Origin of the sequence: Pseudomonas sp. NPDC089396, assembly GCF_044749545.1 — a bacterium.
GTDB lineage: Bacteria > Pseudomonadota > Gammaproteobacteria > Pseudomonadales > Pseudomonadaceae > Aquipseudomonas.
This window is the reverse complement of sequence record NZ_JBIVIC010000005.1, coordinates 63,445-77,481: the sequence shown is the minus strand read 5'-3', so window position 1 is coordinate 77,481 and position 14,037 is coordinate 63,445. Positions and strand designations below refer to the sequence as shown.

Annotated in this window: 13 protein-coding genes; 8 read left to right on the top strand and 5 right to left on the bottom strand. The window is 64.4% G+C overall.

Annotated elements, in window-relative coordinates:
• The first annotated feature begins 3 nt into the window (after positions 1-3).
• Positions 4-996, top strand: a complete 993-nt coding sequence (locus tag ACIPZB_RS10685; RefSeq protein WP_008092942.1) for a hydrolase — start codon at positions 4-6, stop codon at positions 994-996.
• A 103-nt stretch (positions 997-1,099) separates the two neighbouring features.
• On the opposite strand, the gene ACIPZB_RS10680 is transcribed toward ACIPZB_RS10685, so the two are convergent.
• Both ACIPZB_RS10680 and ACIPZB_RS10675 read right to left on the bottom strand, forming a co-directional pair.
• Entirely contained in the window at positions 1,100-1,954 is an 855-nt protein-coding gene (locus tag ACIPZB_RS10680) for a sulfurtransferase (protein WP_400640183.1), read from the bottom strand.
• A 34-nt stretch (positions 1,955-1,988) separates the two neighbouring features.
• On the bottom strand, positions 1,989-2,654 hold the full coding sequence (locus tag ACIPZB_RS10675; RefSeq protein WP_008095798.1) for a TetR/AcrR family transcriptional regulator: 666 nt from the start codon (positions 2,652-2,654) through the stop codon (positions 1,989-1,991).
• A gap of 151 nt (positions 2,655-2,805) precedes the next feature.
• On the opposite strand from ACIPZB_RS10675, the gene ACIPZB_RS10670 reads away from it, so the two are divergent.
• From ACIPZB_RS10670 to ACIPZB_RS10650, 5 genes are all read left to right on the top strand, one after another.
• On the top strand, positions 2,806-4,236 hold the full coding sequence (locus ACIPZB_RS10670; RefSeq protein ID WP_400640182.1) for a coniferyl aldehyde dehydrogenase: 1,431 nt from the start codon (positions 2,806-2,808) through the stop codon (positions 4,234-4,236).
• Positions 4,237-4,246: 10 nt separating this feature from the next.
• Entirely contained in the window at positions 4,247-4,732 is a 486-nt protein-coding gene (locus tag ACIPZB_RS10665) for a hypothetical protein (protein ID WP_008095800.1), read from the top strand.
• A 21-nt stretch (positions 4,733-4,753) separates the two neighbouring features.
• Positions 4,754-6,352, top strand: a complete 1,599-nt coding sequence (locus tag ACIPZB_RS10660) for a GMC family oxidoreductase N-terminal domain-containing protein (protein WP_400640181.1) — start codon at positions 4,754-4,756, stop codon at positions 6,350-6,352.
• A gap of 111 nt (positions 6,353-6,463) precedes the next feature.
• Positions 6,464-6,943, top strand: a complete 480-nt coding sequence (coaD, locus tag ACIPZB_RS10655; RefSeq protein ID WP_008095803.1) for a pantetheine-phosphate adenylyltransferase — start codon at positions 6,464-6,466, stop codon at positions 6,941-6,943.
• A 108-nt stretch (positions 6,944-7,051) separates the two neighbouring features.
• Positions 7,052-7,303 (top strand): YfhL family 4Fe-4S dicluster ferredoxin, encoded by a 252-nt coding sequence (locus ACIPZB_RS10650; RefSeq protein ID WP_008095804.1) that lies wholly within the window; start codon positions 7,052-7,054, stop codon positions 7,301-7,303.
• Positions 7,304-7,439: 136 nt separating this feature from the next.
• On the opposite strand, the gene mutM is transcribed toward ACIPZB_RS10650, so the two are convergent.
• On the bottom strand, positions 7,440-8,252 hold the full coding sequence (gene mutM, locus ACIPZB_RS10645; protein ID WP_400640180.1) for a bifunctional DNA-formamidopyrimidine glycosylase/DNA-(apurinic or apyrimidinic site) lyase: 813 nt from the start codon (positions 8,250-8,252) through the stop codon (positions 7,440-7,442).
• A 3-nt stretch (positions 8,253-8,255) separates the two neighbouring features.
• Complete coding sequence (locus ACIPZB_RS10640) at positions 8,256-9,074, bottom strand: HDOD domain-containing protein (protein ID WP_400640415.1); 819 nt, start codon at positions 9,072-9,074, stop codon at positions 8,256-8,258.
• A gap of 217 nt (positions 9,075-9,291) precedes the next feature.
• Here ACIPZB_RS10640 and ACIPZB_RS10635 point away from each other — a divergent pair, with 217 nt between their 5' ends.
• Entirely contained in the window at positions 9,292-10,488 is a 1,197-nt protein-coding gene (locus tag ACIPZB_RS10635; protein WP_008095810.1) for a class I SAM-dependent rRNA methyltransferase, read from the top strand.
• 47 nt (positions 10,489-10,535) lie between these two features.
• Here the strand turns inward: ACIPZB_RS10635 and mgtE are convergent, their stop codons facing one another.
• A complete protein-coding gene (mgtE, locus tag ACIPZB_RS10630; protein WP_400640179.1) occupies positions 10,536-11,591 on the bottom strand; it encodes a magnesium transporter in 1,056 nt (351 codons plus the stop codon).
• 481 nt (positions 11,592-12,072) lie between these two features.
• On the opposite strand from mgtE, the gene ilvD reads away from it, so the two are divergent.
• Complete coding sequence (gene ilvD, locus ACIPZB_RS10625; protein ID WP_008095814.1) at positions 12,073-13,914, top strand: dihydroxy-acid dehydratase; 1,842 nt, start codon at positions 12,073-12,075, stop codon at positions 13,912-13,914.
• The last annotated feature ends 123 nt before the right edge of the window (positions 13,915-14,037 follow it).

Sequence of the window (14,037 nt, the reverse complement as noted above, 5' to 3'; positions counted from 1 at the left end):
AGCATGCCCAGTCTCACTGCCACCTTCCGCCCGGCCATCGGCCTGTCCAACCCCCACTTGCAGACCCTGTGGGGCCCGCTGTGGCGAAAGCTGCCTGCGCTCGAGCGCAACCGCGAGCGCCTGTGGCTGGCCGATGGCGACTTCCTCGACCTCGACTGGCATGGCCCGCACCTGGCCGATGCGCCGCTGGTGCTGGTGCTGCATGGCCTGACCGGCTCGTCCCACTCCCCCTATGTCAAAGGCTTGCAGCAGGCGTTGCAGGCGCGTGGCTGGGCCAGCGTGGCGGTGAACTGGCGCGGCTGCTCGGGCGAGCCCAACCTGCTGGCCCGCAGCTACCATTCCGGCGCCAGCGAGGACCTGGCCGAGGTGGTCGCCCACCTGCGCGCCGAACGGCCACTGGCGCCGCTGTATGCCGTGGGTTATTCGCTGGGCGGCAATGTACTGCTCAAGTACTTGGGCGAAAGCGGTTGTGCCAGCCAGCTGGAAGCGGCGGTGGCGGTTTCGGTGCCCTTTCGCCTCGACCAGTGCGCCGACCGTATCGGGCAAGGTTTTTCCAAGGTCTATCAGGCCCATTTCATGCGCGAGATGATGGCGTATGTGCAGTCGAAGCAGCAGCACTTCCGTGCGCAGGGGCATCATGAGGGCCTGGCTGCACTTGACCGCCTGGGGCCGTTGCGCAACTTGCGTACCTTTTGGGACTTCGACGGCAAGGTCACTGCGCCGCTCAACGGTTTCAGCGATGCCCACGACTACTATCGCCGGTCATCGAGCCGTTATTACCTGGGGGAAAACCGCACGCCAACGCTGATCATCCACGCCGTTGATGACCCTTTCGTATCCGGCCACAGCCTGCCCACGGTCAGCGAGCTGGCACCTCAGACGCATTTCGAACTGCATGCCCGCGGTGGGCACGTGGGGTTTGTCGAGGGCAGCCTGCGCAATCCGGCTTACTACCTGGAGCGGCGGATTCCGCAATGGCTGGTCGAGGGCAGATAGAACTCGACTGGCCTCATCGCCGGCAAGCCGGCTCCCACAGATGCCCCTGAAAACGGTGGAGTCTCTGTGGGAGCCGGCTTGCCGGCGATGAGGCCAGACCTGTTTACTCGCCCGTCGCCACACCGTGCTTCGGATCATTGATCCACTCGCTCCACGACCCGGCATACAACCGACCCAGTGGATACCCCGCCAACGCCAGGGCGAACAGGTTATGGCAGGCCGTTACCCCCGACCCGCAATACGCGACCAACTGCTCGGGCTCGCGCCCGGCGAGCTTTTCAGCAAAGCGCTGCTTGAGCTGCTCCGGCGTCAGGAAACGCCCTTCCGCGTCCAGGTTGTCGGTAAAAGCTGCACATTGCGCACCCGGAATATGCCCGGCAACCGGGTCGATCGGCTCCACTTCACCGCGAAACCGCGGCAAGGCACGCGCATCGATCAAGGTCAGCTCGGGGGTGCCCAGACGCTTGAGCAGGTGCTCGGCATCGATCAAAAGCTTGGGGTCCGGCTTGCCGTTGAACGAACCCTCTCGCTTGACCGGCGCATCGAGGCTCAACGGTAGATGCGCCGCGTGCCAGGCCTTGAGGCCACCCTCGAGAATGGACACGTCACTGCGCTTGCCCAGCCACACCAACAGCCACCAGGCACGTGCGGCAAAGGCACCGGGGCCATCGTCGTAGAGCACCACCTCGCTGTCGTCGTCCAGCCCCCACTCGCGCAAACGCTCGACCAGACGCTGCGGATCGGGCAACGGGTGGCGACCGGTTCGTCCCTTGCTCACCGGACCGCTCAAATCCCTTTCCAGGTCGGCAAAGTGCGCCCCGGCGATATGCCCCTCGGCATAACTACGCTGGCCGTAATCCGCATCCTCCAGGGCAAAACGACAATCCAGGATCACCAGTTTGGGCGAGTCCAGACGCTCGGCCAGCTGCTGCGGGGTGATCAATTGCGCAAGGGGCATGACAATCTCCTGATCGATGGCACGAAGACCCTGGTTACTGTTCCAGGGCCTGGTTGAAGGGAACATGGAATTCCTGGCACAACGCGTCCACGGCACTGCGCGCGCTATTGGTAACGAAGCCGAGCTCCAGCACCAACACCTGATAGACGCCACGCTTGAAGGCTTCTTCACCCAGGTGGGCGGAATGCTCGCGCGTGGTACTGAGAAAACGGACCCAGGACGTCAGCACGATCCAGGCGTTGATGGTCAGCGATTCGATCTGCGCAGGCTCCATGGCCAGGATGCCGGCATCGACGAAACCGCGGTAGATCGCCTGGCCCTGGCGCAGGCACCGCTCGGAAAAACGCCGGTAACGGGCGGCGAGCTCGGCGTCGCTGTCCAGCAGGTGCTCCAGATCGCGGTGCAGGAAGCGGTAGTTCCACATCGCCGCCAGCAGCGCCTTGAGGTAGAAGCGCTTGTCTTCCACCGTGGCCACGCGCCCCTGCGGCGGGCGCAGGAAGCTGTCCACCAGCTCTTCGTACTGGCTGAACAGCAGCGCGATGATCGCCTGCTTGTTGGGGAAGTGGTAGTACAGGTTGCCGGGCGACATTTCCATGTGCGCGGCAATGTGGTTGGTACTGACGCTGCGCTCGCCCTGCTGGTTGAACAGCTCCAGGCTGTTCTGCACGATGCGTTCGCGGGTCTTCATGCGCGGGGCCATGCTCAGCTCCCAGTCTGAAGGCTTTCGGTAATGGCTCATCTTACGGTGTAACACGCCCCGGATGCACCGCTCGGTACCGGGAAAAAAATCGCACCATGGTACAAATTAGAGTATAGGCTCTAGACATTCTCAACCCAGAGGGGATGCCACCGTGACCTCGCCTATCGCCTTGCCTCCTGTGCATTCCGACACCGACCTGGAAGCGACGTTCGCCGCCCAGCGCAAGGCGTTCGCCGGCAACCCGATGCCACCGGCGGCGCAACGGCGACAGTGGCTGAAAAGCTTGCGCGAAGCGTTGCTGACGGATCAGCAGCAACTGATCGAAGCCATCGACACGGATTTCTCCGGGCGCAGCGCAGATGAAACCTTGCTGGCCGAGCTGCTGCCGTCTGTACAAGGTATCCGTCATGCCGAGCGCCACCTGCGGCGATGGATGCGCCCAGCCAGAAGAGCCGTCGGCCTGGCCTTCCAGCCCGCCAGTGCGCGTGTGCTGTATCAGCCGCTGGGGGTGGTGGGCATCATCGTGCCGTGGAACTACCCGTTGTTCCTCGCCATCGGTCCGCTGACCTGCGCCCTGGCCGCGGGCAATCGAGTCATGCTAAAGCTCAGCGAGGCCACGCCGGCCAGTGCCCAGACGCTGAAGGCCTTGCTGGAGCGGGTGTTCCCTGAGGACCTGGTCAGCGTGGTGCTGGGCGAAGTGGCGGTGGGCCAGGCATTCGCCAGGCTGCCCTTCGATCACCTGCTGTTCACCGGCGCCACCAGCGTCGGTCGCCAGGTCATGCTGGCCGCCGCGCAAAACCTGACCCCGGTGACGCTCGAGCTGGGCGGCAAATCGCCGGCCATCGTTTCGGCCAGCGTACCGCTGGACGCTGCCGCCGAGCGCATCGCTTTCGGCAAGACCCTCAACGCCGGCCAGACTTGCGTGGCCCCCGACTACGTACTGGTGCCCCGCGAGCGCCTCGAAGCCTTCAGCGATGCCTACAGCAACGCGGTTCACCGTCTCTACCCACGTATTGCCGAGAATCCCGACTACAGCGCCATCATCAACCCACGACAGTTGCAGCGCCTGCAGCAGCTGCTGGACGACGCCCGCGCCAAGGGTGCACGGGTAGTCGACCTGTACCCCGACGAGCCGCGCCAGGGCCGGCGCTTGCCGCCGCACCTGCTGCTGCAGGTGAACGACGACATGCACGTCATGCAGGACGAGATCTTCGGCCCACTGCTGCCGCTGGTCCCCTACGACAGCCTCGACGATGCGCTGGCCTACATCAACCAGCGCCCACGCCCCTTGGCGCTGTACTACTTTGGCTACGCCCGTGCCGAGCAGGAACATGTGCTGCAGCACAGCCATTCGGGCGGCGTATGCCTCAACGACACCCTGCTGCATGTGGCCCAGGATGACTTGCCCTTCGGCGGCATCGGCCCTTCCGGCATGGGCCACTACCACGGCCACGAGGGCTTCCTGACCTTCAGCAAGGCCAAGGCAGTGCTTGCCAAGCAGCGCCTGAATGCGGCGCGCCTGATCTACCCACCGTATGGCAAGGCCTTGCAGCGCCTGGTCTACAAACTGTTCATCCGCTGAGACCTGCACCATGCATCGCCGCGACTTGCTGCGTTTCAGCCTGGGCGCAAGCGCCTTCCTGGCCACCGCCAGCCTGGTCGGTTGCAGCCCCCAGGCGCCTGCCAGTGGCTATCAGGTACTGCGCGCCGACGACCTGCCACTGCTGCGCGCCATGATCCCGGTGGTGCTCGCCGGGACGGCGGCCAGCGACGTGCTGGTGCTGCACAGCCTCGACCACAAGCTGGCAGCGCTGTCCCCGGAAATGCTCAAGCTCACCCGGCAACTGTTCGATGTGCTCAGCCTGCCCCTGACCCGAGGGCCGTTGACGGGCATATGGGGCGCCTGGGAGCAGGCCGGCGCGGATCAGGTGACGGCGTTTCTGCAGCGCTGGCAGGACAGTTCGCTGAACCTGCTGCGCATGGGCCACGCCTCGCTGCTGCAACTGCTGCAGATGGCCTGGTACGAGCGCCCGGAAGCCTGGGCGGCCTGTGGCTACCCCGGCCCGCCGAAAATCTGACCCACGACAAGAGCCCTGCCAATGCCTGTCATCGACCCGTTTCGCCAAGGCCTCGAACGCGGCTGGAAAGCCCGCGACGGCTCACGCCTGGAGCACGACCTCACCCTGCAGGCCGACATTGCCGTGATCGGTAGCGGCGCAGGCGGCGCCACCAGCGCGCAGATCCTCAGCGCTGCAGGCTACAAGGTGCTGCTGATCGAGGAAGGCCCCCTGAAAACCAGCAGCGACTTCCACCTGCTGGAGAGCGAAGCCTATGCCAGCCTGTATCAGGAAGGCCTGGGCAGGATGAGCAAGGATGGCGCCATCACCATCCTGCAGGGCCGGGCGGTGGGCGGAACGACGCTGGTCAACTGGACTTCGAGCTTTCGCACGCCAGCGCAGACCTTGGCCCACTGGGCCACGGCGCACGATGTGAAAGGCCTGGGCGAAGCTGAAATGCGCCCCTGGTTCGAGCGTATCGAACAAGAGCTGGGCATCAGCCCCTGGGCCATGCCGCCCAACGCCAACAACGAGGTGCTGCGCCGCGGTTGCGAGCAGCTCGGCTACCGCTGGGCGGTGATCCCGCGCAATGTGCGGGGTTGCTGGAACCTCGGCTATTGCGGCATGGGCTGCCCGGTCAACGCCAAGCAGTCAATGCTGGTCACGCGCATTCCCGCCCTGCTCGAAAACGGTGGCGAGCTGCTGTACCTCGCGCGTGCCGAGCGCTTCGAGCACGACGGCGAACGCATTGCCCTGTTGCACTGCCAAGCCCTGGATGCCCAAGGAATACAGCCAACGGGGCGAAGCATCAGGGTTCGCGCTCGGCACTACATCCTCGCCGGCGGCGGCATCAACAGCCCCGCCATGCTGCTGCGCTCCAAGGCGCCCGACCCCCACGACCGCCTGGGCAAGCGCACCTTCCTGCATCTGGTGAATTTCAGCGCGGCGCGCTTCGACGAACGTATCGACCCCTTCCATGGCGCCCCGCAGTCCATCTACAGCGACCACTTCCAGTGGCAGGACGGCGTCGACGGCGCAGTGGGCTACAAGTTGGAAGTGCCGCCCCTGCACCCGGCCCTGGCCAGCACCTTGCTCGGCGGCCATGGCACCGACAATGCCCAGCGCATGGCCGAACTGCCGCACACCCACGTCATGCTTGCGCTGCTGCGGGACGGTTTCCACCCGCAAAGCCCGGGTGGCACGGTGGCGTTGCGTGGCGATGGTTCCCCGGTGCTCGACTACCCGGTCAGCGACTACTTGCGCGATGGCCTGCGCCGGGCCTACCGCAGCATGGCGCAGATCCAGTTCGCCGCGGGCGCCACCCACGTTACCCCGCTGCACAGCGATGCCCGTGCCACGACCGACCTGGCGCAGACGCTAGGCATGATCGACGGCTTGGACCTGGAGCTGTTCCGTACCCGCCTGGGCAGCGCCCATGTCATGGGCGGCTGCGCCATGGGCGAAGACCCGCGCCAGGCGGTGTGCGACAGCCTGGGCCGCCATCATCAGCTGGAAAACCTGTCGATTCATGACGGTTCGCTGTTCCCCACCAGCATCGGCGCCAACCCTCAATTGTCGGTGTACGCCCTGAGCGCAAAGCTCAGCGATGCCCTGGTCGCCCGCCTGGCACACAGTGCATGACAACGAATACGGCGCCTGTCTATAGTGCCATCAGCCGGCCGGATGACTTGGCCGGGCGCAATCGCTGCGCTACCATCCGACTCCCCAACGCACTCCAGCCAGGATGACGCGATGAACCGAGTGTTGTACCCGGGTACTTTCGACCCCATTACCAAAGGCCATGGCGACCTGGTCGAACGCGCCTCGCGGCTTTTCGACCACGTGATCATCGCGGTGGCGGCCAGCCCGAAGAAAAACCCCCTGTTCCCCCTGGAGCAGCGGGTGGCGCTGGCCCGTGAGGTCACCCAGCACCTGCCCAATGTCGAGGTCATCGGCTTCTCTTCGCTGCTGGCGCACTTCGCCAAGGAACAGGGCGCCAACGTCTTCCTGCGGGGCCTGCGCGCGGTTTCGGACTTCGAATACGAATTCCAGCTGGCGAACATGAACCGGCAACTGGCGCCCGACGTCGAGAGCCTGTTCCTCACCCCTTCGGAGCGTTATTCGTTCATTTCCTCGACGTTGGTGCGAGAAATCGCCGCGCTTGGCGGTGATATCAGCAAGTTCGTCCACCCGATCGTGGCCGAGGCGTTGACCGAACGGTTCAAGAAGTAAGCCCGAGCGCCTGATTATCGCGCCCGCGTGCACTGCGGGCGCGAATGCGGCACAATTGTGCCCATTGCGTTGAACATGCCCGGGCGCAGAGCCCCGGCCGGAGTCCCCATGTCCCTGATCATCACCGACGATTGCATCAACTGCGACGTCTGCGAACCCGAGTGCCCGAACGAGGCCATCTCCCAAGGCGAAGAGATCTACGTGATCGACCCGAACCTGTGCACCCAGTGCGTGGGTCACTACGACGAGCCGCAGTGCCAGCAGGTCTGCCCGGTCGACTGCATCCCGCTGGATGAAGCGCACCCGGAAACCGAAGATGAGCTGATGGCCAAGTATCGCCGAATTACCGGCAAGGCCTGAGCGTGTAGGAGCGGCCTTGCGTCGCGAAAGGGCTGCGAAGCAGCCCCAGGGATCTGCGCATCATGCGTGGATCGCCGGGGCCGCTTCGCAGCCCTTTCGCGACGCAAGGCCGCTCCTACAAGGCGCCGTGCAACGCTTAGCGCTGGCAGCGCGGGCAGTACACGCTCGCCCGCTGCCCCAGCTTCACCTCGCGCAACGTCGTGCCGCACAGCTTGCACGGCATCCCGCCGCGCCCATAGACGAACAGTTCCTGCTGGAAGTATCCAGGCTGCCCATCACCGCCAATGAAATCGCGCAGGGTGGTCCCGCCCTGTTCAATGGCCGCCGCCAGCACGCGCTTGATCTCGATGGCCAGCTTCAGGTAGCGCGCCCGCGAAATCCCGCCTGCTTCCCGCCGGGGGTCGATACCCGCGGCGAACAGTGCTTCGGTCGCGTAAATGTTGCCCACCCCCACCACCACCGCGTTGTCCATGATGAACGGCTTGACCGCCATCGACCGCCCGCGTGACAGCTGGAACAGGCGCCCGCCGTCGAACAGGTCGGTCAGCGGCTCTGGCCCCAGGCGCAGCAGCAGCTCATGGTTCAGCGGGTCGAGGCTCCAGAGCATGGCACCGAAACGCCGCGGGTCGGTGTAGCGCAGCATCAGCCCCGACTCCAGCTCGATGTCGACATGCTCGTGCTTGCCTGCCGGCAGCCCGACCTCGACCAGCCGCAAGTTGCCCGACATGCCCAGGTGGCTGATCAGCGTGCCCACCTCGGCATTGATCAACAGGTACTTGGCACGCCGCTCGACGCTGACGATACGTTGCCCGGACAGTCGCACGTCCAGGTCCTCGGGAATCGGCCAGCGCAGGCGCCGGTCACGCACCACCACGCGGCTGACACGCTGGCCTTGCAGATGTGGCGCAATACCGCGCCGGGTTGTCTCGACTTCGGGTAGTTCTGGCATGGATCAGTGCCCGCCCAGCTCGCGAATGGTCTGTTTGAGGTTCTCGAAGTCGTACTCCGACAAGCCGATGTAGTCCAGTACCAGCGGGCCGACCGCACGCCATTCGTGGTCGACGGCCTGGTTGCCCAGCACCCGGTACGAAGCGCAGATGTGCTCGGCCATCTTCAGTACCGCCAGCAGGTTCTTCAGCTGGTTCTGGGTATTGCGCGACGACTCCTCGCGGAACACGGCCAACGCGTTGTGGTGGTTGGCGATGGCCGCGCTGATGTGCTCCGGCAGTCGCCACGACTTGGCCGTGAAGTAGCCGACTACCGAGTGGTTGGTGTTGAAGGTACGGTTTTCGGTATCGACCACCCGGGTTTCTGCGCTGGCGCTGGCATAGGCCTCTTCCAGCACCTGCATGTAATTGGGGAAGCGCTTGAGCATCAGCGGCACGCCGCAATCATGGAACAGCCCAAGGGTGTAGGCCTCGTCTGCCGCCTGGATGCCCGTGCGCTTGGCCAGGGTCAGGCAGGTCATGGCCACGTCCTGGGCGGTGTCCCAGAAGCGGTTGAGGGTAACGATGGTCTCGTCGCTCATCTCGCCCTTGATCGACTGGGCGTTGATCAGGTTGATGATGGAGCGGCTGCCCAGCAGGTTGACCGCACGCTGGATCGACCCAATCTTGTTGGCCAGGCCGAAGTGCGCCGAGTTGACCAGCTTGAGCAAGGCACCCGACAGACCGGGGTCCTGGGAAATCAGCTTGGCGATGGTGTCCAGGTCCGGGTCGGGCATGTACTGCTCGAACTGCAGGTCGACCATGATCTGCGGTTGCGGCGGAATGGTGATGCCTTGCAAGGCTTGCTGGATCTGTTCGGCGCTGAGTTCTTGGGACATGCGTGCACACTCGTTGAGGACGGAAGATTCTAGCACTGGATCGCGTCTAGGCTGCCCCTGTAGGAGCTGGCTTGCCGGCGATCAAGCCAACACTTTGTCGTGCCCTGCACCGATCCCAGGGCCAACCAGTTATACTCCCGCTCTTTTTTCCCGGAGCGACGTCATGTCCCTGCCCAGCCTTCGCCTCAAAGCCAATGCCGACCGCCGCCTGCGCGCCGGCCACCTGTGGGTCTACAGCAACGAAGTCGACGTCGCCGCGACCCCGCTGCAAGGCCTGCAGGCCGGCCAGCAGGCGATCCTCGAGGCAGCCAACGGCAAGCCGTTGGGCATCGTGGCGCTGAGCCCGAACAACCTGATCTGCGCCCGCCTGCTGTCGCGTGACATCAAGCTGCCGCTGGACAAGTCGCTGCTGGTGCACCGCCTCAACGTCGCCCTGTCCCTGCGCCAGCGCCTGTTCGACCAGCCGTGCTACCGCCTGGTCTACGGCGACTCCGACCTGCTGCCAGGCCTGGTGGTCGACCGCTTCTTCGATATCCTCGTGGTACAGCTGGCCTCGGCCACCATGGAGCAGCACAAGGATGACGTGATCGCCGCCCTGGTTCAGGTGATCAAGCCAAGCGGCATCCTGTTCAAGAACGATTCTGCGGCCCGTGATGCCGAAGGCCTGCAGCGCTACGTCGAAACCGTTTACGGCGAAGTACCCGACTGGGTGGCGCTGGAAGAGAACGGCGTGAAGTTCGAAGCGCCGGTCCGCGAAGGTCAGAAAACCGGCTGGTTCTACGACCACCGCATGAACCGCGCGCGCCTGGCACCCTATGTCAAAGGCAAGCGCGTGCTCGACCTGTTCAGCTACATCGGTGGCTGGGGTGTGCAGGCAGGCGCATTCGGCGCCAGCGAAGTGTTCTGTGTCGATGCCTCGGGCTTTGCCCTGGATGGCGTCGAGCGTAACGCCGCACTCAATGGCATCAGCGAAAAAGTGACCTGCATCGAAGGTGACGTGTTCGAGGCCCTGCGCGAGCTGAAAGCTGCCGAAGAGCGTTTCGACGTGATCATTGCCGACCCACCCGCCTTCATCAAGCGCAAGAAAGACCTGAAAAACGGCGAAGCGGCCTACCGCCGTCTCAACGAGCAGGCCATGCGCATGTTGAACAAGGACGGCATCCTGGTCAGCGCCTCGTGCTCGATGCACCTGCCTGAAGACGACCTTAACAACATCCTGCTGACCAGCGCTCGTCACCTGGACCGCAACCTGCAACTGCTCGAGCGCGGCGGCCAGGGCCCGGACCACCCGGTGCACCCGGCAATTGCCGAAACCCGCTACATCAAGAGCATTACCTGCCGTTTGCTGCCTAATAGCTGATTGGCAAACGCATGGAAATGGGGCCGCATTGCGGCCCCATTTTCATTTCAGATATCCAGCACGTAAGAAGCGATCCCGAAGTACACCAGCACCCCCGCCGCATCGGCGATGGAGGTGACCAGCGGCCCACTGGCAGTCGCTGGGTCAAGCTTGAGCCTGGTGAACATGAAGGGCAGGCTCATGCCGATCAGGCTGCCCAGCAACACGATCACCAGCATGCTGCTGGCAACGATCAGGGCGATCTCCGGCCCGCCTCGCAGTGCCCCGAGCGATGCAACCGCCAGTGCCATGGTGCCACCGAGCGCCAACGCGACCCCGCACTCTCTCCCCAGCATGCGCAACCAGTCACGCATGACCACTTCGCCCGTCGCCAGGCCGCGCACCATCAAGGTTGCCGACTGCGCCCCGGCATTGCCACCGCTGTCCACCAGCAGCGGCAGGAAGAACACCAGCACGATATGCGCGGCAATGGTCTCTTCGAACGCCGCAATGCCCGCCCCCGAGAACAGGTTGCCGAACACCAGCAGCACCAGCCACAGCACGCGCTTGCGGTACAGCAGACTGATCGTGGCATCACGCAGGTTGCCGACATGGTTGGTGATCGAGGCGCCCTTGTGGAAATCCTCGGTGGCTTGATCCACCACCACGTCGAGCGCCTCGTCGCAGGTGACGATGCCCACCAGGCGCCCGACCTCGTCCAGTACCGGCACGGCCAGCAGGTCATGCTCACGGATCTTGCGCGCGACCTCTTCCTGGCGAGTACTGGAACAGACGCAGATGACATTGCGCACCATGATGCGCTCGATGGGCTCATCCGGCGCCGCCAGGATCAGCTCGCGCAAGGACAGCGTCCCCAGCAGGTTGCGCTGCCCGTCGAGGACGTAGGACTGGTAGATGGTTTCGGCATCCGCCGCTTCCCGGCGCAGCATGTCGATGGCCTGGCTGGCGGTAAGGCCGGCGTCGAGGCTTGAGTACTCACTGGTCATCAAGCTGCCAGCCGTGCCTTCGCCGTAGCCGTCCGGGTGCAGGAAATCATCGCGCCGGGCCTGGGCAGCCTGGCGCAGGGTGAGCGGGGTATCACGGAATTCGCAAGTGTGTTGCATGAGGTTCTCCAGGCGCCGACGCAGGCGCCCACAGACCTCAGTCACATGGACTCAAGCCCTCGGCAGCCCTGGCGGCAGCGCGCTCAGTGCCAATTTGCAGGTTCTGTGTGAACCGAAACTGGGAAGGTCCATTAAGGTCGTGTCTCGTGAAGCCGCACATGCGGCGCGGCGGATATTAAGAAGCTTCGGAGGGTGTTGTCAGCCCTGCTGGGTGTATTTCGGAAGCGTCCTACAACAACCGGCCATTCGTGCAAAACCACCGCCCAGACACATCGCCATTCCCTCGCCGCGCCAGCGGTGTAGAATCGGCCTATTCATCGCCAGTCATCCCCCGGCGGGTTTATGAGCTCTGGCCAAGCATGCGGCGATCCCGTAGTGTCTTGGGCCCCCATCCGTGCCAGTGGCAACCGGCCTGCGGTGCAAAGGACAAGAGAAGCTCACTTCCCTTTTTGTGACCTGATTCAGCCGCCAGGAGCGCTTCATGCCTGATTATCGTTCCAAGACCTCCACCCACGGCCGCAACATGGCCGGCGCCCGTGCCCTGTGGCGCGCCACCGGGATGAAGGACGAAGATTTCAAGAAACCGATCATCGCCATCGCCAACTCGTTCACCCAGTTCGTCCCAGGCCATGTGCACCTGAAGGACCTGGGCCAGCTGGTTGCCCGCGAGATCGAACGCGCCGGTGGCGTGGCCAAGGAATTCAACACCATCGCGGTCGACGACGGCATCGCCATGGGCCATGACGGCATGCTCTATTCCCTGCCGAGCCGCGAGATCATCGCCGACGCCGTCGAGTACATGGTCAACGCCCACTGCGCCGACGCCATCGTCTGCATCTCCAACTGCGACAAGATCACCCCCGGCATGCTGATGGCCGCCCTGCGCCTGAACATCCCGGTGATCTTCGTTTCCGGCGGCCCGATGGAAGCCGGCAAGACCAAGCTTGCCAGCCACGGCCTGGACCTGGTCGACGCCATGGTCATCGCCGCCGACTCCACGGCCTCCGACGAGAAGGTTGCCGAGTACGAGCGCAGCGCCTGCCCGACCTGCGGTTCCTGCTCCGGCATGTTCACCGCCAACTCGATGAACTGCCTGACCGAAGCCCTGGGCCTGGCCCTGCCGGGCAACGGCTCGACCCTGGCGACCCACGCCGACCGCGAGCAGCTGTTCCTCACCGCTGGCCGCACCATCGTCGAGCTGTGCAAGCGCTACTACGGCGACAACGATGAGTCGGTGCTGCCGCGCAGCATCGCCAACTTCAAGGCGTTCGAGAACGCCATGATGCTCGACATCGCCATGGGCGGATCGACCAACACCATCCTGCACCTGCTGGCCGCTGCCCAGGAAGGCGAGGTCGACTTCGACCTGCGCGACATCGATCGCCTGTCGCGCAAGGTGCCGCAGCTGTGCAAGGTGGCGCCGAACATCCAGAAGTACCACATGGAGGACGTCCACCGCGCCGGTGGCATCTTCAGCATCCTCGGTTCGCTGGCCCGTGGCGGCCTGCTGCACACCGACCTGCCGACCGTGCACAGCCGCAGCATGGAAGAAGCCATCGCCAAGTGGGACATCACCCAGACCGATGACGAAGCGGTGCACACCTTCTTCAAGGCCGGCCCGGCCGGTATCCCGACCCAGACCGCGTTCAGCCAGTCGACCCGTTGGGAAACCCTCGACGACGACCGCGAGAACGGCTGCATCCGCAGTTTCGAGCACGCCTACTCGCAAGAAGGCGGCCTGGCCGTGCTGTACGGCAACATCGCCCTCGACGGTTGCGTGGTGAAGACTGCCGGTGTCGATGAGTCGATCCACGTGTTCGAAGGCAACGCGAAGATCTTCGAAAGCCAGGACAGCGCCGTGCGCGGCATCCTCGCCGATGAAGTGAAGGCCGGCGATATCGTCATCATCCGTTACGAAGGTCCGAAAGGCGGCCCGGGCATGCAAGAGATGCTCTACCCGACCTCGTACCTGAAGTCCAAGGGCCTGGGCAAGGCTTGTGCACTGCTCACCGACGGTCGCTTCTCGGGCGGTACCTCGGGCCTGTCGATCGGCCACGCCTCGCCGGAAGCTGCCGCTGGCGGCGCCATCGGCCTGGTGCGCGACGGCGACAAGGTGCTGATCGACATCCCTAACCGTTCGATCAACCTGCAGGTCAGCGATGAAGAGCTGGCCGCGCGTCGCGTGGAGCAGGACAAGAAGGGCTGGAAGCCGGTCGAAGTGCGCCCGCGCAAGGTGACCACCGCACTGAAGGCCTACGCCCTGCTGGCGACCAGTGCCGACAAGGGTGCTGTGCGTAACAAGGCGATGCTGGAAGGGCTGTGAGGCCTTGACGGTGTGAAACAAGAACCGGCGCCCTGAGCGCCGGTTTTTTTATGTCTGTACCGGCCCTATCGCCGGCAAGCCGGCTCCCACAGGGGACAGCGCCGCTCTCAAGCACTGTGGTGT